Annotated in this window: 15 protein-coding genes; 5 read left to right on the top strand and 10 right to left on the bottom strand. The window is 71.7% G+C overall.

Going from position 1 to position 20625, the window contains the following annotated elements; translation table 11 throughout:
* Window position 1: 1 nt before the first annotated feature.
* The 7 genes from G5C65_RS01495 to G5C65_RS01465 form a co-directional block, all read right to left on the bottom strand.
* Window positions 2-1219 carry an acetyl-CoA C-acyltransferase gene (locus G5C65_RS01495; RefSeq protein WP_165296717.1) on the bottom strand — a complete coding sequence of 406 codons (1218 nt, stop codon included), beginning with the start codon at window positions 1217-1219 and terminating at the stop codon, window positions 2-4.
* Window positions 1220-1352: 133 nt separating this feature from the next.
* Window positions 1353-2885, bottom strand: coding sequence for a glycosyltransferase family 39 protein (locus G5C65_RS01490; protein WP_165296716.1), 1533 nt, complete (start codon window positions 2883-2885; stop codon window positions 1353-1355).
* Window positions 2886-3006: 121 nt separating this feature from the next.
* Window positions 3007-4935: a 1-deoxy-D-xylulose-5-phosphate synthase gene (dxs, locus tag G5C65_RS01485; protein ID WP_165296715.1), complete on the bottom strand. Its 1929-nt coding sequence runs from the start codon at window positions 4933-4935 to the stop codon at window positions 3007-3009.
* A gap of 202 nt (window positions 4936-5137) precedes the next feature.
* Window positions 5138-6427 (bottom strand): sugar ABC transporter permease, encoded by a 1290-nt coding sequence (locus tag G5C65_RS01480; protein ID WP_338146192.1) that lies wholly within the window; start codon window positions 6425-6427, stop codon window positions 5138-5140.
* On the bottom strand, window positions 6424-7212 hold the full coding sequence (locus G5C65_RS01475) for an ATP-binding cassette domain-containing protein (protein ID WP_206441109.1): 789 nt from the start codon (window positions 7210-7212) through the stop codon (window positions 6424-6426). Before G5C65_RS01475 ends, G5C65_RS01480 begins: the two co-directional genes overlap by 4 nt.
* 81 nt (window positions 7213-7293) lie before the next feature.
* A complete protein-coding gene (locus tag G5C65_RS01470) occupies window positions 7294-8412 on the bottom strand; it encodes a substrate-binding domain-containing protein (protein WP_165296714.1) in 1119 nt (372 codons plus the stop codon).
* 167 nt (window positions 8413-8579) lie between these two features.
* On the bottom strand, window positions 8580-9761 hold the full coding sequence (locus G5C65_RS01465) for an ROK family protein (RefSeq protein WP_165296729.1): 1182 nt from the start codon (window positions 9759-9761) through the stop codon (window positions 8580-8582).
* A gap of 334 nt (window positions 9762-10095) precedes the next feature.
* Here G5C65_RS01465 and G5C65_RS01460 point away from each other — a divergent pair, with 334 nt between their 5' ends.
* The 5 genes from G5C65_RS01460 to G5C65_RS01440 all read left to right on the top strand — a co-directional run bounded on the left by G5C65_RS01460 (window position 10096) and on the right by G5C65_RS01440 (window position 17347).
* Complete coding sequence (locus G5C65_RS01460) at window positions 10096-11694, top strand: NAD(P)-binding domain-containing protein (protein WP_165296713.1); 1599 nt, start codon at window positions 10096-10098, stop codon at window positions 11692-11694.
* Between the two features lie 106 nt (window positions 11695-11800).
* Window positions 11801-12913, top strand: a complete 1113-nt coding sequence (locus G5C65_RS01455; protein WP_165296728.1) for an alpha-hydroxy-acid oxidizing protein — start codon at window positions 11801-11803, stop codon at window positions 12911-12913.
* Entirely contained in the window at window positions 12910-14301 is a 1392-nt protein-coding gene (locus tag G5C65_RS01450) for a cytochrome P450 (protein WP_165296712.1), read from the top strand. Before G5C65_RS01455 ends, G5C65_RS01450 begins: the two co-directional genes overlap by 4 nt.
* On the top strand, window positions 14298-15647 hold the full coding sequence (locus G5C65_RS01445) for a cation:proton antiporter domain-containing protein (protein ID WP_165296711.1): 1350 nt from the start codon (window positions 14298-14300) through the stop codon (window positions 15645-15647). The genes G5C65_RS01450 and G5C65_RS01445 overlap by 4 nt, the downstream gene beginning before the upstream one ends.
* Window positions 15644-17347, top strand: coding sequence for a thiamine pyrophosphate-dependent enzyme (locus tag G5C65_RS01440; RefSeq protein ID WP_165296710.1), 1704 nt, complete (start codon window positions 15644-15646; stop codon window positions 17345-17347). The genes G5C65_RS01445 and G5C65_RS01440 overlap by 4 nt, the downstream gene beginning before the upstream one ends.
* 28 nt (window positions 17348-17375) lie before the next feature.
* On the opposite strand, the gene G5C65_RS01435 is transcribed toward G5C65_RS01440, so the two are convergent.
* The 3 genes from G5C65_RS01435 to G5C65_RS01425 are packed head-to-tail and all read right to left on the bottom strand — an operon-like array spanning window position 17376 to window position 20482.
* Entirely contained in the window at window positions 17376-18224 is an 849-nt protein-coding gene (locus G5C65_RS01435; protein ID WP_165296709.1) for a carbohydrate ABC transporter permease, read from the bottom strand.
* Window positions 18221-19174, bottom strand: a complete 954-nt coding sequence (locus tag G5C65_RS01430; RefSeq protein WP_338146191.1) for a carbohydrate ABC transporter permease — start codon at window positions 19172-19174, stop codon at window positions 18221-18223. The genes G5C65_RS01435 and G5C65_RS01430 overlap by 4 nt, the downstream gene beginning before the upstream one ends.
* 36 nt (window positions 19175-19210) lie before the next feature.
* Entirely contained in the window at window positions 19211-20482 is a 1272-nt protein-coding gene (locus G5C65_RS01425; RefSeq protein ID WP_206441108.1) for an extracellular solute-binding protein, read from the bottom strand.
* Window positions 20483-20625: the final 143 nt, after the last annotated feature.

Genomic DNA, 20625 nt, shown 5'->3' with positions numbered 1-20625 from the left:
CTTACTTGCCCTCCCAGTGGGGGTTCTCCCAGATGACGGTCCCGCCCATGCCGAAGCCGACGCACATGGTGGTGATGCCGTAGCGGACGTGCGGCTGCTCCTCGAACTGCCGGGCCAGCTGGGTCATCAGCCGCACCCCGGAGGAGGCCAGCGGGTGGCCGAACGCGATGGCCCCGCCGTACTGGTTGACGCGGGGGTCGTCGTCGGCGATTCCGTAGTGGTCCAGCAGCGCCAGGACCTGGACGGCGAACGCCTCGTTGATCTCGAACAGGCCGATGTCGCCGATCGACAGCCCCGCCTTGGCGAGCGCCTTCTCGGTGGCCGGGATCGGGCCGTAGCCCATCACCTCGGGCTCCACGCCCGCGAAGGCGAAGGAGACCAGGCGCATCTTGACCGGCAGCCCCAGCTCCTCCGCCACGTCCTCGGCGGCGACGAGCGAGGCGGTGGCGCCGTCGTTCAGCCCCGCGGAGTTGCCCGCCGTGACCCGGCCGTGCGCCCGGAACGGGGTCTTCAGGCCCGCCAGGCCCTCCAGCGTGGTGCCCGGCCGCATCGGCTCGTCGGCGGTGGCCAGGCCCCAGCCCTGCTCGCCGCCCGACTCCTCGGACGTACGGCGCAGCGCGACCGGGACGAGGTCGGCCTGGATCCGGCCGTTGGCGTACGCCTTGGCGGCCTTCTCCTGGCTGGCCACGGCGAAGGCGTCGGCGCGCTCCTTGGACAGGTGCGGGAAGCGGTCGTGCAGGTTCTCCGCCGTCATGCCCATGAACAGCGCGGACTGGTCGACCAGCTTCTCCGAGACGAAGCGCGGGTTGGGGTCGACGGCCTCGCCCATCGGGTGGCGGCCCATGTGCTCGACGCCGCCCGCGACCACCAGGTCGTACGCGCCGAAGGCGATCGAGCCGGCGGTCGTCGTCACGGCCGTCATGGCGCCCGCGCACATCCGGTCGATGGAGTAGCCGGGCACGGACTGCGGCAGGCCCGCGAGGATCCCCGCGGTGCGGCCGAGGGTCAGCCCCTGGTCGCCGATCTGCGTCGTCGCCGCGAGCGCCACCTCGTCGACGCGCTCCGGGGGCAGCCCGGGGTTGCGGCGCAGCAGCTCCCGGATGCACTTGACGACCATGTCGTCGGCGCGGGTCTCGTGATAAATGCCCTTCGGGCCCGCCTTGCCGAACGGGGTGCGGACGCCGTCGACGAAGACGACGTCCCTAGCGGTACGAGGCACGTTGGCTCTCCTCCAGGTGCGGGATGGCACTGCTGCGCGGCGCGCGCACGCGGCGGCGCGCCCTCCCCTCATGCTACTTACGGGTAACCATCGTGCCCAGCCCCTCCGGACGACGCGTCGTAGGTCACACGGACTACGGCGTGTTCCGGACGTAGAAGACCGCCCCGCCGACCGTGACCGTCCTCTCGTAGTGGCGGTCCACATAGGCCCGCAGGGTGGGCATGCGCGGAATCCGGTACGGCGCCCCCCGCGAGTCGTCCACGATCAGCGTCGGCGGATCCTCGCGCAGCTCCCGCATGAAGTGCGGCCAGGAGCCGTCCATGGCGTACCGCTCGCCGGTGCGGATCCCGCCGCGCCCGCCGCTGAAGTTGCTCAGGAAGCCGGCCGTCAGATAGCGGGACGCGGGCGGGCGCGCCGCGAACCAGTAGCCCTCCGGGTGCATGCCCCACAGCAGGATCCGCTCGTCGGGCGCGGTGCGCTCCCGTACGGCCGCCACCAGCTTCTGCGCGTGGTCCAGCTCGCCCCGCTTGTACGCGTACCCCCAGCCGACGAAGGCGCAGGCGAAGACCGAGGTGACGGCGAGCGACACCGTCGCCTGCCGGGCGGTCAGCTCGCGCAGCGCCGCGGCGGCGAGCAGCGCCAGCGGCGGGGTGAGCTGGAGGAAGTAGTGGCCGTAGAACTGGAAGCCGACCGCGACGGCCACCGCGGAGGCGGCCAGCCACACCCACAGATCGCTGACGCCGGTGAGGCGCTCGCGCAGCCGCCGTACGCGCAGCACCTGGCCGAGGGCGACGAGCAGCGGCGCGCTGGCGGCGACGAGGATGCTGAGGCTGCCCAGCGCCCGGCCCGCCGCGTGCATCCCGGCGCCGTCGGCGGAGACGTACGCGCCGGAGCCGGTGGCGATCCAGTACAGGAACCGGCCGGGCCCGAAGGCGAGCGCCGCGGCCGCCAGCGGCAGCGCCGTCCCGGCCACCAGCCGCAGCGCCGGGAGCAGGCCCGCGCGGGTCCGCCACAGCAGGAAGAGCGCGGGCAGCAGCACGGCGCCGCCGGTCTGCTTGGTGAGCGCGGCGCCCGCGATGGCGATCCCCGCCCACCACCAGCGGCGGCGGTCGGCGAGCCACATCGCCGCCATCGTCCAGGGCAGCATGAAGACCTCGAAGGTCGCCGCCTGGGTGTCCTCCGGGTTGAGCCCGATCGTCAGCAGCACATAGACGACCCCCGCCGTCCAGCCCGCGCGGTCCCCCCAGCGGCGGCGGGCCAGCGAGGCGGCGAACACCCCGCCCACCAGCACCGCGCCGATCGCCGCCACCCGCGCCGGCCACAGCGAGCCGTCCCCGAACAGCGCGAACAGCCCCTGGTAGAGCCACGGCATCAGCGGCGGCTTGCGGTCGACGACGTCGTGGTAGAGCGTGCCGCCGTCGGCGAGCTGGCGGGCCTGGGTCGCCAGGAAGCCCTCGTCCGGGTTCCACAGCGGCCGCGCGAACGACGGGAGGCGGGTGCACACGGTGACCGCGAGCAGCACCGGGACCAGCAGCAGCCAGTAGGAGCGGCGGTCGGCCGCCGGCTCGGGCCGCGCTCCCGCGCTCCGGATTCCGGACAGGGTCAGTCGTGGAACCCGGGCGGCGGGCGGAGCGCTCGCGGGCGGCTCGGCGGAGGGCGGCGGCATGGCCCCAACTTAACGGTGTGTCCCTCGCACTTCCGCACAACCCCACCTTTTTCCGCCGCCCCCGCGCTCCCCGCACCAGGGCGCCCCGCAGGGGCGCGGCCCGCGATCGCGGAGTGCCGAGCTAATCCCGGGCGGGCTCTCTCGCGGAGTCCGCATCGTAGCCGTCACGCCCGTCGAGCTTGGCGACGAGCCCCGTCACCTGGCGGGCGACATCCGGCGCGGTCAGCCCGATCTCGGCCATGACCTCCTTGCGGGACCCGTGGTCCAGGAAGCGCTCGGGGATGCCGAAGTCCCGCAGCGGCACATCCACCCCCGCGTCCCGGAGCGCCTGGGCGACCGCCGAACCGACGCCGCCCGCGCGGCTGTTGTCCTCGACGGTGACGACGACCCGGTGCTGCTCGGCCAGCGGCGGCAGCGCCTCGTCGACCGGCTTGACCCACCGGGGGTCGACGACCGTGGCCGAGATGCCCTGCTTGTCCAGCAGGCCGGCGATCTCCAGGCACATCGGGGCCAGCGCGCCGACGGAGACCAGCAGGACGTCGGGGTGGGGCACCGCCTCGCCGGGCGTGTGCAGCACGTCCATGCCGCCGATCCGGCCGACGGCCGGCACCGGCGGGCCGACGGCGCCCTTGGAGTAGCGCACCACGGTCGGCGCGTCGTCCACCTCGACGGCCTCCCTCAGCTGCGCCCGCACCTGGTCGGCGTCGCGCGGGGCGGCGAGCCGCAGGCCGGGCACGCACTGCAGGATCGACATGTCCCACATGCCGTTGTGCGAGGGCCCGTCGCTGCCGGTGACCCCGGCCCGGTCCAGCACGAAGGTGACCCCGCACCGGTGCAGGGCCACATCCAGCAGCAACTGGTCGAACGCGCGGTTGAGGAAGGTCGCGTAGACGGCGAAGACGGGGTGCACCCCGCCCGTGGCCAGCCCCGCCGCCGACACGGCGCCGTGCTGCTCGGCGATCCCGACGTCGTACACCCGGTCAGGGAACTCCTGTGCGAACGCATGCAGTCCCACCGGGCGCATCATCGCGGCGGTGATGGCCACGATGTCCGGGCGCTCCCGCCCGAGCTTGACCATCTCCTCGCCGAAGACCGACGTCCAGTCGGCCCCGGACGACTTGACCGGCAGCCCGGTGTCCGGGTGGATGACGGGGACCGCGTGGAACTGGTCCGCCTCGTCCTGCCGCGCGGGCTGGTAGCCCCGGCCCTTCTCCGTCAGACAGTGCACCAGTACGGGGCCGCCGAAGCGCTTGGCGCGCTGCAGCGCCGACTCGACGGCGCCGATGTCGTGCCCGTCGATGGGCCCGACGTACTTCAGGCCGAGGTCCTCGAACATGCCCTGCGGCGCGATGAAGTCCTTCAGCCCCTTCTTCGCGCCGTGCAGCGTGTCGTACAGCGGCCGGCCGACGACGGGGGTGCGGTTGAGCACTTCCTTGCCCCGGGCGAGGAAGCGCTCGTAGCCGTCGGTGGTGCGGAGGGTGGCGAGATGGTTGGCGAGGCCGCCGATGGTGGGCTCGTACGAGCGCTCGTTGTCGTTGACGACGATGACGAGGGGGCGGTCCTTGGCGGCGGCGATGTTGTTCAGCGCCTCCCAGGCCATGCCGCCGGTGAGGGCGCCGTCGCCGATGACCGCGACGACGTGGTCCTCGCGTCCCCGTACCTCGTTGGCCTTGGCCAGGCCGTCGGCCCAGCCGAGGACGGTGGAGGCGTGCGAGTTCTCGATGATGTCGTGCTCCGACTCCGCGCGCGAGGGGTAGCCGGACAGGCCGCCCTTGGCGCGGAGCTTGGAGAAGTCACGGCGGCCGGTGAGCAGCTTGTGGACATATGCCTGGTGACCGGTGTCGAAGAGCACCTTGTCCTTCGGGGAGTCGAAGGCCCGGTGCAGGGCGATGGTCAGCTCGACCACGCCCAGGTTCGGCCCCAGGTGGCCGCCGGTCTTCGCGACGGCGTCGACGAGGAAACCGCGGATCTCCTCGGCGAGCGTCTCCAGCTGCTCCGGGCTGAGCCGGTCCAGATCGCGCGGTCCCCTGATGCGGGTCAGCAACGCCACCCGTACCTCCTTGCTTCGAGCGTGATCGAGCAGTGCCGATTCCGTCGAGTCTAATGTTCCGTCCGCGATCTGATTCACCTGCTGGTGCTATCTCAGTCACACGGATGGAGGAGGAATAGCCGCCCGGTACCGCCCGACCTGGCCTGCATCCGGCGGATCCCTGCCGGGCAGGGGCCGCCGGCAGGGATCCGCAGGACGCCCCTTATGCGCGGCCCGCCGTCTTCTGGGTGCGGCGGGACACCGAGTCGATGACCACCGCTGCCAGCAGCACCGCGCCCGTGATCATGTCCCGGACCGCGGAGCCGGTGCCCAGCAGGGCCATGCCGGAGTTGATCGACTGGATGACCAGCGCACCCAGCAGCGCGGACCAGGTCTTCCCGCGCCCCCCGAAGAGGCTCGTACCGCCGATGACGGCCGCCGCGATGCAGTTCATCAGCAGGCTGCCGGCGCCGGAGGACTGGTTGGCCGCGTTGATCTGGGAGGCGTAGAACATGCCGCCCACCGCCGCCATGGTCCCGGCGATGGAGAAGACGCTGATCCGGATGAGCGGCACATTGATACCGGCGCGCGCCGCCGCCTCGCTGCTGCCGCCGACCGCGTACACCTTCCGGCCGTACGAGGTGCGCCGCAGCACGAAGTCCGACAGCACCACCACGGCCAGGAAGATCACGACGCCCAGCGGCAGGCCCTTGTAGGAGTTGAAGACCATCGCCGCCGCGTACACGGGCACCGCGAGCACCACGGTCCGCAGGATGATCTCGGTCAGCGGGCGGCTGGGCACCCCGGCCGCCTGTCGGCGGCGCGCGTCGAGCAGCGAGAGGCCGAGGAAGGCCAGCACGGCGACGGTGGCCAGGCCCATGGCCGCGGCCTTGTCCGTGAAGTAGTAGTTGGTCAGCTTGGCCACGATGCCGTCGTCGTCCAGGTTGATGGTGCCGCTGGATCCCAGGATCTGCAGCATCAGCCCGTTCCAGCCGAGCAGCCCGGCCAGGGTGACGACGAAGGCGGGTACGCCGATCTTGGCGAAGAAGAAGCCGTGCAGGGCGCCCGCCGCCATGCCGGTGAGGATGGCCAGCAGCAGCGCCAGCCACTCGGTCATCCCCTGGTTGATATTGAGTACCGCCAGCACGGCCGCCGACATCCCGCTGACGGATCCGACCGACAGGTCGATCTCGCCGAGGATCAGGATGAAGACGATGCCGACCGCGATCAGCCCCGTACCGGTGCTGAGGATGAACAGGTCGCTGAGGTTGTTCGCGCTGAGGAAGGCCGAGTCCTGAACCTGGAAGACGATCGCGATGACGATCAGGCCGACGACGACCGGGATCGAGCCCAGCTCGCCGGTGCGGACCCGGCGGACCAGCTCGTCCACATAGCCCTTGAACCCCTGCTGCCGCACCAGCAGCCGGGGGTCGACCATGTCGACGGCGCCCTCGGCCTTCCCGGCGCCGTTTCCGGCCGTCTCCTCGCTGGATGTGGGGGTGTCGGTGGTCACTTCGCCACCTCCGTGGTGCGGGTCGTACGGCGGGTGACAGCGTTGTCGGTCGCTCCGGTGATCGCGGAGATGATCTCTTCCTGACTGGTGTCGGCGACGGTGAAGACCCCGTTGTTGCGGCCCAGGCGCAGCACGGCCACCCGGTCGCTGACGGCCTTGACCTCGGCCATGTTGTGGCTGATGAGGATGACCCCGAGGCCCCGCTCGCGGAGCCGCTCCACCAGGTCGAGCACCTGCGCCGTCTGCTCCACGCCGAGCGCGGCGGTGGGCTCGTCCAGGATGACGACCTTGGGCTCGCCCAGCAGCGAGCGCGCGATGGCCACGGTCTGGCGCTGTCCGCCGGAGAGCGAGGCGACCGGGATACGGACGCTGGGGATCCGGATGGACAGGGTGGAGAGCAGCTCCAGCGCGCGCCGCTCCATCTCCACCTCGTCGAGCAGCGGGCCGCGCAGCAGCTCGCTGCCGAGGAAGAGGTTCCCGACGACGTCCAGGTTGTCGCAGAGCGCGAGGTCCTGGTAGACGGTCGCGATGCCCAACTGCTGGGCATCGTGCGGCCGGTTGATCTGGACGGCCCTGCCGTCCCACTCGATGGTGCCCTCGTCGGCCGGGGAGACCCCGGCGATGCTCTTGACGAGGGTGGACTTCCCGGCGCCGTTGTCGCCGACCAGGGCGACGACCTCACCAGGGTGGATCTCCAGTTCGACGTCCGTGAGTGCCTGCACGGCGCCGAACCGCTTGGAGACTCCGCGCAACGCCAGCACGGGCGCGGTGGACACGTGAATCATCTCCTTCGCAGGGGCAGGGCCCCGGGGGAGGCGGCCCTGTGGGCTGAACGGCCTGCTGCTTCAACGCAGCCGCGCGCGGCGCTACTTGATGCCCGCCTTGTCGCACGCGTCCTGGAACTTGGCCGTGCAGATCTCCTTCTGCGAGAAGAAGCCCGCCTTGCCGACGTACTTCTTGACGTCGTCCTGGGTCAGCGGCAGCGGCGTGACGATCTTGGAGGGTACGCCCTTCTCGGACTCGCTGTCGGTCTTCGACGTCGCGATCTTGTCCAGCTTCTCGCCGCGGGCGAGGGCCACGGCGAACTCGGCCGCCGCGCTGGTCTCCGGGACGTACGGCTTGTAGACGCTCATGTACTGCTCGCCGGCCAGCACCCGCTGCACGGCGTTGAGCTCGGCGTCCTGGCCGGTGACGGGCGGGATGTCGGATCCGCTGAAGCCGGCGCCCTTGAGCGCGGTGATGATGCCGCCCGCCATGCCGTCGTTGGCGGAGTACACCCCGTCGACGTTGTTCTTGCCGAGCGCGGAGAGAGCGCCTTTCATATTGGCGTTGGCGTTCTCCGGCTTCCACTCCTTGGTGTCGTACTCCTTGCCGACCTTGACCTTGCCGTCCAGGACGGAGTGGGCGCCGTCCTTGTACATCTTGGCGTTGGGGTCGGTGACGGAGCCGTTCATCATCACGACCTGCGGCTTGCCCTTGACGCCCTTCTCATCCAGGGCCTTGAGCAGCGAGGTGGCCTGGATCTTGCCGACCCGGGGGTTGTCGACCGAGGTGTACGCCTTGATGGGGCCCTCGGCGAGGCGGTCGTAGGCGACGACGGGGATGCCGCGGTCGTCGGCCTTCTTCACCGAGCTGGAGATCGACTTGGCGTCCACGGCGTCCACGATCAGCGCGTCGACCTTCTTGGTGATCATGGTGTCGGCCTGCTGCTGCTGGAGGCTGGCCTCCTGCTTGGCGTTGGAGTAGAGGATCTTGGTGTCGTCGCCCGCCAGCTCCTTGATCTTCTTCTCCATCAGCGGCTTGTCGAAGCGCTCGTAGCGCGCCGTCTGGTTCTCCGGGAGCAGCAGGCCGATGGTGAGGCTGCCGTCCTTCTTGCCCTTGCTGTCCTTGTCGTCGGCCTCATCGGCACTGCCGCAGGCGGCCGACACGGCCACGAGGGACAGAGCTGCGGTACCGAGGGCGACGCGGCGCAGCGATGCGTGCATGAGCTACCTCCCTGACGGGGCCGCGTCGTTGCGGCCGAGGTAGCCGGAAGTCAACTCGTCGCCAGGTGGGCGGTCAATAAGTAAACCCTTAACGAGATGGCAACGATGCCATTCGTTACGACCGTGAAGCCGTGAACCCGCCCCTCCCCGCCCCTGCGGGGCGCGCCTCAGGTGGGGCCGGCGGCGTCCAGGAGCATGGCGTCGCCCATCTCGTTCAGCACCAGCGCCAGCGCCCCCAGCACCTCGGCGCGGCTCCCCAGCTCCCCCGGCTCCACCCGCAGCTGCCGCGCCGCGCTCGGGATCGCATACCGGGTGACGGAGTCCCGCACCGGGTCCAGCGCCAGGTCGCCCGCCTCGGCCAGCGGGCCGCCCAGCACCACCCGGGAGGGGTTGAGCAGGTTGCACAGGCTGGCGACGCCGCTGCCGATGTGCCGGCCGATGTCGGCGATCACCCGGCGGCAGCCCGGGTCGCCCTCCTCCGCCAGCTCGACCATCCGCGCCATGGTCAGGCCGGGGCCGTGGCTGGAGTGCAGCAGCGGAAGGACGTACCGCGCGGCGGTGAAGGTCTCCAGGCAGCCCCGGTTGCCGCAGCGGCAGACCGGGCCCGACTCGTCCAGCGTGATGTGGCCGATCTCTCCGGCCGTGCCGCCGGGGCCGCGGTAGATCCGGCCGTTGATCACCAGCCCGGCGCCGACTCCGCTGGCGACCTTGATGTAGGCCAGGTCGGCCGCGCCCTGCCCGGCGCCCCAGACCTGCTCGCCGAGCGCGCCGAGGTTGGCGTCGTTGTCCACGTGCACCGGGACGCCGAGCCGGCGCGCCATCTCGTCCCGCGGGTTGGTGCCCGCCCAGCCGGGGAGGATGGCGGTGGAGCCCAGTACCCCGGTGCCGATGTCGATGGGCCCGGGGACGCCGAGGCCGACGCCGATGACCTTGGAGGGGCTCACCGCGCTGCGCGCGATCAGCCGCTGGACCAGCTGCTCGGCCCGGTCGAAGCCCTGGGCCGAGGAGGCGTCCACGTCGATCGGCTCGGCGTCCTCGGTGAGCACCTTGTGCGCGAGGTTGCCGACGGCGACGCGCAGGTGGGAGTGGCCGAAGTCGATGCCCACGACGATCCCGGCGTCGGCGCTGAGCGAGACGGCGCGGGCCCGGCGCCCGCCGGACGAGGTGGGCGTCACCTCGACGGTTCCGCTCTCCTTCAGTTCCCGGACGATGTTGGAGACGGTGGCGGCCGACAGCCCGGTGGACCGGGCGATCTCCGCCTGGGTCAGCGAGCCGGCCATCCGTACGGCCCTGACGACCCGTTCGAGGTTGGCCCGGTGCAGCGAGGACTGCGACCCCGGAGTCTCCACCACTGTTCCACTCCAGCCCGTGCGGTCTTGCCTCCAACATGTGAACTCTAAGCAGATCCCCACTGGTTCTCCCCGTCAAGTCCTTGAGCACGAGTGGGCAGCCGGGGCGCTCAGATGTGTGCATTGTACGGAGCGTGAGCTCCTGGCGAGCCATGGGTTTCCCCTCCGTGAACCAGGGGCGCTCGGCGCTCCGCGTGATGGCGGGATATCGACGTTGTCGAACGAGGTTGCTGTTCCTACCGTGCTGATTCAGATTTCAAGCACTACCTCTTGAGCACGGTGCGGACCCGGTACGTACATGACATGTGTACGTCCCCTTCGGAAGGAGAGCACCATGCACGGCTCCCCCCACGCTCCCCTGGACTACCTGGTGATCGGCGGCGGTCCCGCGGGCCTCCAGACGGGACAGCTCCTGCAGGCGGCAGGGCACCGGTACCGGATCCTGGAGAGCGGCGACGCGCCCGGTACGTTCTTCCGTACCTTCCCCCGGCACCGCAAGCTGATCTCCATCAACAAGGTGCACAACGGCACCGACGATCCGGAGCTCAACCTCCGGATGGACTGGAACTCGCTGCTGTCCCCCGACCCCCGGCTGCTCTTCACCCGCTACAGCGCCCGCTACTTCCCGCACGCCGACGACCTCTTGCGCTATCTCGCCGACTTCGCCGAGCACCACGGCCTCGACATCGCCTACGGCACCCGCGCGGCCCGCATCGCCCGCGACACCGAGGGGGGCGGCTTCCGCGTCACCGACCAGCACGGCGCCGAACACCGCGCGGAGCGCCTGGTGATGGCCACCGGGCTGACCCTCCCGCACATCCCCGCCATCCCCGGCATCGAGCTGGCCGAGGACTACGCGGAGACCTCCGTGGCGCCCGAGGACTTCACCGACCAGCGCGTGCTGATCCTCGGCAAGGGCAACTCCGGGCTGGAGACCGCCGACAACCTCGTCGAGACCGCCGCCGTCATCCACGTGGCCGGCCCCGGGTCGGTGCGGCTGGCCTGGAACTCCCACTACGTGGGCCATCTGCGCGCCGTGAACAACAACTTCCTGGACACCTACCAGCTCAAGTCGCAGAACGCGCTGCTGGACGGCCAGGTGCTGGGCGTCGAGAAGGACGGCGACGGCCGCTACCGGGTCCGCTTCAGCTTCTCCCGGGCCGACGAGACCGTGAAGGAGCTGCGCTACGACCGCGTCATCACCTGCACCGGATTCCGCTTCGACCCCTCGCCGTTCGCCCCGGAGTGCCGCCCCGAGCTGGTGATCAACGACCGGTTCGCCGCGCTCACCTCCGCCTACGAGTCGGTGAACGTGCCGGGGCTGTACTTCGCCGGAACGCTGATGCAGCAGCGCGACTTCAAGAAGTCCACCGGCGGCTTCATCCACGGCTTCCGGTACGCCGTCCGCGCGCTGAGCCGCATCCTCGGCGAGCGCCACCACGGCGAACCGTGGCCGCACCGCACCCTGGAGCCGGAGCCGGAGGCGCTCGCGGACGCCGTGGTGGCGCGGGTCAACCGCACCTCGGCGCTGTGGCAGCAGTTCGGCGTGCTCGGCGATGTGCTGACCGTGCCGGAGTCCGGGGAGCCGTGCCGCTATCTGGAGGAGATGCCCGTCGACTACGCGCACGAGAGCCCGGTCGCGGAGCGGGGCGGCTACTTCACCGTCACCCTGGAGTACGGGCCGGACCACGACAAGGTCGACCCGTTCGACATCACGGTGCGGCGCACCGCGCAGAACGCGGCCGACGAGGCCGTCGACGCCGCCTACCTCCACCCGGTCATCCGCCACCACCGCGCGGGCCGGCTGCTCGGCACCCACCATATGGCGGAGAACCTGGAGAACGAGTGGGACCACCCCGAGGCGCACCGGGCGCCGCTGGTGCGGTTCTTCGCCGGGCAGCTCGGCCGCCGGACCGCCGACGCCGGACGGTGACGCCGTGCACGACGACACCGCGAGCGACATAGCGGGCGATACCTCGGGCGACACGGCGGGCGACACCGCGGACCGTTCCGCGAGCGGCGTTCCGGGCGCGCGGCGGGTGGCCGTCCGGGACTTCGAGGCCGCGGCCCGCGCCACCCTCGACCCGGTGCACGCCGACTTCATCGCGGGCGGGGCGCACGACGAGATCACCGTACGGGCCAACGAGGCGGCGTTCCGGCGGCTGCGGCTGCTGCCCCGGGTGCTGCGCGGCAGCGCCGAGCGGGAGCTCGGCGTCGAACTGCCCGGCGCCAGGGCCCGGATGCCGGTGCTGCTCTCGCCCACCGCGTTCCACCGGCTTCTCGTCCCGGAGGGCGAGGTGGCCGCCGCGCGGGCCGCCGCGTCCGCCGGAGCCCTCATGATCGCGAGCATGGCCTCCACGGTCGCCATCGGCGAGGTCGCCGAGGCGGCCCGCAAGGCGGCGCCGGACGGCGAGCAGCCGGCGCTGTGGTTCCAGCTCTACATCCAGCCCGATCTGGAGATCACCGAGGCCCTGGTGCGGCGGGCCGCCGACGCCGGGTGCCAGGCGCTCGTGGTCACCGTGGACTCGCCGGTGCACGGCACCCACGAGCGGAACCGGCGCAACGGCTTCCACGACCTGCCGCCCGGACTGCGCTGCGAGAACCTGGTGGATCTGCGGGACGGCGAGAGCGGGCACGTGCGGCAGATCGTGATGTCCCCGGAGATCTCCTGGACGCAGGTGGACTGGCTGCGCCGGATCACCGACCTGCCGGTCCTGCTGAAGGGCGTGCTGCACCCCGAGGACGCCCGGCTGGCGGTACGGCACGGCGTGGACGGGCTGCTGCTGTCCAACCACGGCGGCCGGCAACTGGACACGGTCCCGGCGACCCTGGAGCTGCTGCCGGAGATCGCAGCCGCCGTCGGGGGCCGGATCCCGGTGATCCTGGACGGCGGGGTGCGGCGGGGCACCGATGTCGTCAAGGCGCTGGCGCTCGGCGCCTCCGCCGTGGGCATCGGCCGCCCGGTCATGTGGGCGCTGGCCGACGGCGGCGAGGCGGGCGTAGGCCGGCTGCTGGAGCTGCTGCGCGACGAGGTGGACGACGCGCTCGCGCTGTGCGGCGCCACCGGGGTGCGGGACGTGGGCCCCGAGCTGGTCCGCCCTCCGGCACCGCCGGGCCGGGTCCCCGGGAGCTGGGACGGGGGCCCGGTATGAGGGGCGCCCGGTGGATGGCCGCCGCCGGGGCCGCGGCGGGGGTGGCCAGCCTGCCGCGCTGGCTGCCGCGCGGGGTGATCGCGCTGCGCGAGGGCATCTTCGAGCGGGTCAACGGCGAGGAAGCGCTCTCCGCGCCAGGACCCGAGGTGCCCCCGGCTCAGTTCCGGGAGGTCTACGGACACCCGGCGGCGAACGGCCGCAGCCGGGGCGCCGCGCTGTCCGACCTGTTCTGGTACTGGCTCTCGCCCGGCCCCGAGGTGCACCAGGAGCACCTGGAGCCGGGGCCCCGCTACGACGACGTGGCCCGCGCCACCCGGCGGATCCTGGCCGGGCCTTCCCGCGCCGAGTGGGCGGAGCTGGTGGGCCGCGCCACCCGCAACGTGCTGGACGAGCTGGAAGCGGGCAGCGCCGGGCGCACCCACCGGGTGCGGCTGCGCGACCTGATGATGCCGGTGTGGGCGGAGGCGTACTACGAGGTCGTCTTCCGCGAGCCGTGCCCCCGGCCGGTGCGGGACCTGATCGTCGGCAACGCGGACGACGTGGTCAGCGCTCTGAAGTGCACCAGTCTGCGGCATATGGACCGGCGCCACCGGCTCACCCGGTATCTGCGCGAGCGGCTCGCCGCAGCGCCGCCGCCCGTCCCGCTGCCCGCCGCGCTCACCCCCCACGAGCAGGCGTACTACCTCCAGGGCACGTTCTTCAACACCGCCGTGGTCCAGATGTCCGAGGCGATGGCCCATCTGCTGCTCGCTCTCGCCACCCACCAGCCCGTACAGCGGCGGCTGCGCGCCGGCCGGCAGCCCGCCGACTACCTGGACCGGGTGATCGACGAAACCCTCCAGCACTTCCCGCTGTTCGGGGTGGCCCACCGGATCACCACCGGCGCGGTGCCGCGCAGGGGCGGGCCGCCCATCCCGGCCGGCTCGGTCCTCCTGTTCCACTACCCCGAGTACCAGCGCTCGGGGACGGTCGCGCCCGAGCGGTTCGACCCGGACCGCTGGCTGCGCCCCGACACCCGGCCCGGCACCGCCATTCCGTTCGGGGTCCCCGCCAACCGCCCCTGCCCGGCCCGGGGGTTCGCGGTGCTCACCATGCGGGTCGCCGCCGAGGAGGTGCTGCGGCGCTACCGGCTGGACTCCACCGTCGACCACACCCGTTCCCTGCCCAGCAGGGGCCCCTGCCTCCTCACCCCGCACGGCAGTCCGGCGCCCCGCCCCCGCGTCCGGCTCGCCGCCATGCGCACCCGCGACCGCTGGGCCGCCATCCCGCGCAGCCTCACCCAGCTGGTGCTCGGCAGCTATATGGTCTGGGACGCCAAGCGGCAGGGCCTGTGCCGCAACCACTTCGCCGGTGAGGGGACGTGCGCCGGTGAGGGGAAGGGGGAGTGACCCCGGCCGAGCTCGCGCCCGTCTTCTTCGCCGCGGCCGCCGTGATCCTGCTGACGTGCCGCCTGGTCTCCCTGGCCGCGGCCCGGATCGGCCAGCCCGCCGTCGTCGGGGAGATGCTGGCCGGAGTGCTGCTCGGGCCCTCGCTGTTCGGACTGCTCGCGCCCGGACTCTCCGACGCCCTCTTCCCGTCCGAGCTGCGGCCCGTGCTGTACGTCGTCGGCCAGATCGGCCTGGTGGCGCTGATGTTCGCCGCGGGGTACGAGTTCCGGGCGCACGCCGGGCGCGGGCTCGCCGGTACCGCCGCGACGGTCTCCGCGGCCGGGATCGTGCTGCCGCTGCTGCTGGGCGCGGGGCTGACCCTCGCCGTCCACGGCCATGTCGGCGTCTTCGTCGACGGGGTCTCGCCCGGGGTGACGGCGGCCTTCGTCGGCGTCACCCTGACGGTCACGGCGTTCCCGATGCTCGCCCGGCTGATCACCGAACGGGGCCTGGCCGGCTCCCGGTTCGGCACGCTGGCGCTGGCCTCGGGAGCCGTCGACGACGTGACCGCCTGGCTGCTGCTGGCCGGGGTCCTCAGCGTGGCCGCGGGCGAGGCGGAGCTGATCGTGAAGGCGGCGGGCGGGCTGCTGCTGTTCACCGCCGTGATGCTGCTGCTGGGCCGGCGGCTGCTCGGCGCGCTGATGACCCGGCCGGGGCTGCGGGAGGACACCCGGCTGCTGGGCGCCTTCGTGGTGCTGCTGGGCGCCGCCTGGTTCACCGACGAGGTCGGGCTGTACGCGGTCTTCGGCGCGTTCGCCGTCGGGCTGGCCATGCCGGCGTGCGACGCGTCCGAGCGGGTGGTGCGCAGCACCGTGCCCGTCACCCAGGTGCTCCTCGTACCGATGTTCTTCACCTACTCCGGCCTCAACACCCGGTTCGGCGTCTTCGGCGACCCCGCCGTGCTCGCGTTCGGCGCGGGCGCCGTGGTGCTGGCCGTCGCGGGGAAGTTCGGCGGCTGCTGGCTGGCGGCGCGCTGGCGCGGCGAGCCCGGCGGCGTCGCGGCGCGGGTGGGCGCGCTGATGAACGCGCGCGGACTGATGCAGCTCATCGCGCTCAACGTCGGCCTGGAGGCCGGGATCGTCAGCGAGGCGCTGTTCACCGTGCTGGTCCTCGTCGCCCTGGTGACGACGGTCATGACCGTGCCGGTTCTGAGCTGGCTGGACCGCAGGGAGAGAGCGGCGGCCGGCGGGAGCGGGCCCCACCAGCACGCCCGCACCCGGCAGCGCACCCCCCGCCGCACGCCCAGGCGCACGCCCCCGGCGTCCGCAAGCGGCGCCGACGACACGACCGCGGAGGTCCCGCAATGACCCAGACCGGCGCGGAAGCCCTGGTCCAGCAGCTGGAACGGGAGGGCGTACGCCATGTCTTCGGCGTGCCGGGCGTCCAGCTCGACCACGTACTCGACGCGCTGGCCCGCTCCCGGGCCGCCGGGGGCCCGATCGAGTACATCGTGGCCCGCCACGAGCAGGGCGCCGCGCATATGGCGGAGGGCTACACCCGGACCACCGGGCGGCCCGGCGTCTGCCTGGTGGTCCCCGGGCCCGGCGTCCTCAACGCGCTGCCCGCGGTGGCCACCGGCTACGCCTGCTCGACGCCGATGCTGTGCGTCGCGGCCGACATCCCCGCACCGCTGTCCGGGCGCGGTCTGGGCATGCTGCACGAACTGCCGGACCAGGACGCGGCGCTCGGCTCGGTCACCGGCTGGTCGGCGCGGGCCGAGCGCCCGGAGCGGATCCCCGGGCTCGTACGGGAGGCGCTTACCCGCGCCCGCTCCGGGCGGCCGCGCCCGGCGGCCCTGACGATCCCGGCGGACGTGCTGACCGCGCGGCTGGAGGGCCCGCCTCCCGAGGCCGCGCCGGACCCGTGGACGGAAGCGGAGGCGGCGGACCCGGCGGATCCCCGCACCCTGGCGGAGATCGCCGAGGTGCTGCGTACGGCCCGCCGTCCGCTGCTGTACGCGGGAGGCGGCGTGCTGGCCGCGCGAGCCGCCGCCGAACTGACGGCCCTCGCCGAGGAGCTGTCCGCTCCGGTGGTGGTGAGCCGGAACGCGGGCGGCGCTGTCCCGGCCCGCCATCCGCTCGCCTTCACCACCCTGGCCGCGCCGCGGCTGCTGCCCGCGGCGGACGCGGTGCTGGCGGTGGGCAGCCGCTTCGTGTCGCCGCGCGGCACGGCCCTGCCCACCGCGCCGGGCGCGACCGTCGCGCTGGTCAACGCGGACCCCTCGGACCTGGGGCCGCCCCGCCGGGCCGACCTCGCGCTGTGCGCCGACGCGCGCACCGCGCTGGCGGGACTGCGCGGCGCGCTGTCCGGGGCGCCGCCGCCGCAGCGGGGGGACCCCCTGCTTGAGCGAAGCCGAGAGCTCGGGGGCTGGCCGCCCGGGGAGCTGTCCGAGGTGCGCGCGGAGTGCGCGGGGCTGCTGCGCGGCGTCGAGCCGCAGTGGTCGTACGTACAGGCGCTGCGCGCGGCGGTCCCCGACGACGGGTACCTGGTGAACGAGCTGACCCAGGTCGGCTACCTCGCGGGGGTCGGCTACCCCGTGCACACCCCCGGCACCTTCCTCACGCCCGGCTACCAGGGCACCCTCGGCTACGGCTATCCCACGGCGCTGGGCGTGAAGGCCGGCCACCCGGACCGCGCCGTCGTCTCCCTCAACGGGGACGGCGGCTTCTGCTGGAATCTGCAGGAGCTGGCCACCGCGCGCAAGTACGGGCTCGGGGTGGCCGCGGTCGTCTTCAACGACAGCGCCTACGGGAACGTGCGGCAGATCCAGGCCGACGAGTTCGGCGGGCGCTTCCTCGGCAGCGAGCTGGCCAGCCCGGACTTCGTCCGCCTCGCGGAGTCGTTCGGGGTGCCCGGGGTGCGCGCCCGGACGCCGGACGAGCTGACCGGCGCGCTCAAGGAGGCGCTCACGGAGCAGGGCCCTTCGCTGGTGGAGGTGCCGGTCGGGGAGATGCCGAGCGTATGGCCCCTGCTGCTGGGCGGCGCCCCCGGCTCGGTCCGCGACTGAGCCGGGGGTGCCCCGCAAGGGCCCCGGGCTACTTCACGGAGCCCGCGGTCAGCCCGGAGACCACATGCCGCTCGATGAACGCGAAGAGCACGATCACCGGCAGGATCGCGACCACCGAGGCCGCGAACAGGTAGTTCCACTGCACCGTGTAGTTGCCGATGAAGTTGTTGATCCCCACCGTCAGCGGCTGCTTGTCCGGCTCGGTGGACAGCGTCAGCCCCATGATGAACTCGTTCCAGGAGGTGATGAACGTGAAGATCACGGCCGTCACCACCCCCGGCAGCGCCAGCGGCAGCGTCACCCGGATCATCGCCCCGAACCGGCTGGTGCCGTCGACCATGGCGGCCTCCTCCAGCTCCACCGGGATCGAGCTGATGTAGGCCGAGAGGATCCACACCGCGAACGCGAGGTTGAACGCCGCGTTGCACAGGATCAGCGTCCACACCGAGTTCAACATGTCCAGCTGGTAGAACTGCCGGTAGAGGCCGACCACCAGGGCCGTCGGCTGGAACATCTGGGTGACCAGCACCAGCAGCAGGAACCACTTGCGTCCCCGGTAGCGCACCCGCGCCGTGTAGTACGCGGCGGGCAGCGAGACGAGCAGCACCAGCACCGTGGCGCCGCCCGCGACCAGCAGCGTCACCTGGAGGTTGTCCCCGAGCGAGGACTCCTTCCACACGTCGACGAGGTTGGACCACTCCAGCTTGTCCGGGAAGTAGGAGCGGTCGCGCAGCTCGTCGGCCGGGCGCAGCGCGGTGAGCACCATCTCCAGGTACGGCGCGAGGAAGAGCGCGGCCAGCAGCCAGGCGACCGCCGTGATCACGAGCGTCCGCGGGCGGAAGCTCCGCTTCCTGGCCGCGGGTGCGGTGGCCGTCATGCGTCCTCCTCGTTCCACCGGCTGACCTTGAGGAAGATCAGCACCAGCACCACGACCATCGCGAAGTTCACCACCGACATCGCCGCGGACTCGGCGATGTCCGTCTCCTTGAGCTTGTACATGAACACCGTGCTGGTGGCGGTGTCGCTGCCCGGTCCGCCCTGCGTCATCGCCCAGATGATCGGGAACGAGTTGAAGACGTTGATCAGGTTGATCACCACGCCGACGAGGAAGGCGGGGCGCAGCAGCGGCAGGGTGATGCCCCAGTACGTCTGCCAGGGGCCGGCGCCGTCGATCCGGGCGGCCTCGTACACGTCCTGCGAAATGGTCTGCAACCCGGCGAGCAGGGTGTACGTGGTGAACGGCAGCGAGACGAAGACCGCGACGAACATCATCCAGGGCCAGGCGGTGCCCGGCTCGCCCAGCCAGTCCTTGGACTTGTCGATGAGGCCGAGGTCGATCAGCAGGGTGTTGAGCACCCCGGCGGTCTGGTTGAGCATCCACTTGAAGCCGATGGCGGTCATCAGCACGGATGCCGCCCAGGGCGCGATCAGCGCCCAGCGGGCCACCCGGCGGCCGGGAAACCGCTGGTTGAACAGCTGGGCGAGGCCCAGCGAGAGCACCATGGTGACGCACACGACCACCACGGTCCACAGCACGGTCCACAGCAGGACGTGCCCGAAGTCGGTCTCCTCGAAGAGCTTCTTGAACTTGTCGGTGCCCGCCGAGCCGCGGACCTTGCCCGCGATGCTGATGTTCAGGAACGAGGTGCGGACCAGTTCGACGATCGGGTAGACGACGACGGCGAGGATCAGCAGGATCACCGGGGCGATCCAGGGAAGCGGGCCCAGCCGGGCGAGGCCGCCGCGCGGACGGTGCCGCACTCGCCTGCCGCCGGACCCACCCCGCCCCCGGCTCTCGGCCGGGGACGACGGGGCCTTTACGGACACGGGGTCTCCTTGCGGTTCAGCGGGAACGAACAGCGGTCACTTGTTCGCCACCGCGTCCTCCGCCTTCTTCTGCAGGTCGCCGAGCACCTTCTTCGGGTCCTCCTGCGCCGCCTTGCCGCCGGACTTCTTCATCTCGGCCGAGATCACGTCCCAGGCCGGGTCGCCCAGCGGGTAGAACTTCGCGTTGTCCAGCTCGGCGAAGAAGGGCTCCAGGTCCTTGTGCTCACCGCTGGACTCCATCTCCTTGCGGACGTCCTGGGTGACCGGCATGAAGTTGTACATCTCGTCGAACTTCAGCATCTTGTTGGCGTAGGTGAAGTCGAGGAACTTCTTCACCTCCGCCTGGTGGCCGGGGTCCTTGAAGGCCATCATCCAGTCGGCCACGCCCAGCGTGGACTTCAGCGGCCCGTCCTTGCCGGGGATGGTGGTGACGCCGTAGTCGACCTTGCCGCTCTTGGCCATCTGGATGAGGCTCGGATGGCCGTTGAGCATGCCGGCCTTGCCCGCGGCGAAGTCGGCGAACGCCGTCTTCCGGTCGGTGGTGGCCGGGTTGCTGTAGGTGAGGCCGGGCTTGACCAGGTTGTCCTGGAGCCACTTGAAGGTCTCGACGTTCTTGGCGCTGTCCAGCTGGTACGTACCGCCGCTGTCGGTGTAGCCGCCGCCGTTGCCCAGTTCCCAGATCATCGACTCGCCCTGGGTCTCCTCGGGGCCGAGGGGCAGCGCGTAGGGGGTGTCGGCGGCCTTCTTGTCCTTGATCTTCTTCGCCGCGGCGGCGAGTTCGTCCCAGGTCTTCGGGGGCGCCTTGACGCCCGCCTCCTTGAGGATCTTCTTGTTGTAGAAGAGCACGCGGGTGGAGGAGACCCAGGGGATGCCGTACTGCGTGCCGTCGACCTCGCCCGCCTTCGCGAAGGACGGGATGAGGTTGGCGCGGGTCTTGTCCGAGGTGACCTCGTCGGCCTTGTAGAGGAGGTCGTCGGCGACCTTGTCGGCGTAGCCCCCGGTCTGCAGCAGGTCCGGAACGTTGCCGCTCTGGATCATCGTCTTGACCTGCTTGTCGATCTCGTTCCAGTTGATGACCTGGACATCGACCTTGATGTCCGGGTTCTTCTTCTGGAAGTCCTTGACGACGTCCCGCCAGTAGATCTTGGAGGCGTTGGACGCCTTGTCCCCGTAGTCGGCGGCCACCAGCTTGAGGGTGGTCTTGCCGTCGGAGCCCTCGTCGTCACTGCTGCCGCACCCGGTGAGCCCGGTCAGCCCCAGGGCCATGGCGAGCGCGGCCGCACCGGTCACAACTGCTCTTCTGTTCATCTTGCTCAACCCTTCGACATCGGTGTCGACTTGCCCGCGGGGGGAAGATCTGTGAGTTGCGCTGTGGCGCCGACCCTACTCACAGCCGTTTCCGGCACAACAGGTCTAGTCCACGTTCGTGGCCAACCCGAAATCTTTACGAA

Origin of the sequence: Streptomyces boncukensis (assembly GCF_011045075.1) — a bacterium.
Classification (GTDB): domain Bacteria; phylum Actinomycetota; class Actinomycetes; order Streptomycetales; family Streptomycetaceae; genus Streptomyces; species Streptomyces boncukensis.
This window is presented reverse-complemented; position numbering and strand designations above follow the sequence as displayed.

Excerpts from the sequence above, each read along its gene's own strand:
- G5C65_RS01490 (WP_165296716.1), bottom strand. The coding sequence starts at position 2,885 with ATGCCGCCGCCCTCCGCCGAGCCGCCCGCGAGCGCTCCGCCCGCCGCC.
- G5C65_RS01475 (WP_206441109.1), bottom strand. The coding sequence starts at position 7,212 with ATGATTCACGTGTCCACCGCGCCCGTGCTGGCGTTGCGCGGAGTCTCC.
- G5C65_RS01470 (WP_165296714.1), bottom strand. The coding sequence starts at position 8,412 with ATGCACGCATCGCTGCGCCGCGTCGCCCTCGGTACCGCAGCTCTGTCC.
- G5C65_RS01460 (WP_165296713.1), top strand. The coding sequence starts at position 10,096 with ATGCACGGCTCCCCCCACGCTCCCCTGGACTACCTGGTGATCGGCGGC.
- G5C65_RS01450 (WP_165296712.1), top strand. The coding sequence starts at position 12,910 with ATGAGGGGCGCCCGGTGGATGGCCGCCGCCGGGGCCGCGGCGGGGGTG.
- G5C65_RS01440 (WP_165296710.1), top strand. The coding sequence starts at position 15,644 with ATGACCCAGACCGGCGCGGAAGCCCTGGTCCAGCAGCTGGAACGGGAG.
- G5C65_RS01435 (WP_165296709.1), bottom strand. The coding sequence starts at position 18,224 with ATGACGGCCACCGCACCCGCGGCCAGGAAGCGGAGCTTCCGCCCGCGG.
- G5C65_RS01425 (WP_206441108.1), bottom strand. The coding sequence starts at position 20,482 with ATGAACAGAAGAGCAGTTGTGACCGGTGCGGCCGCGCTCGCCATGGCC.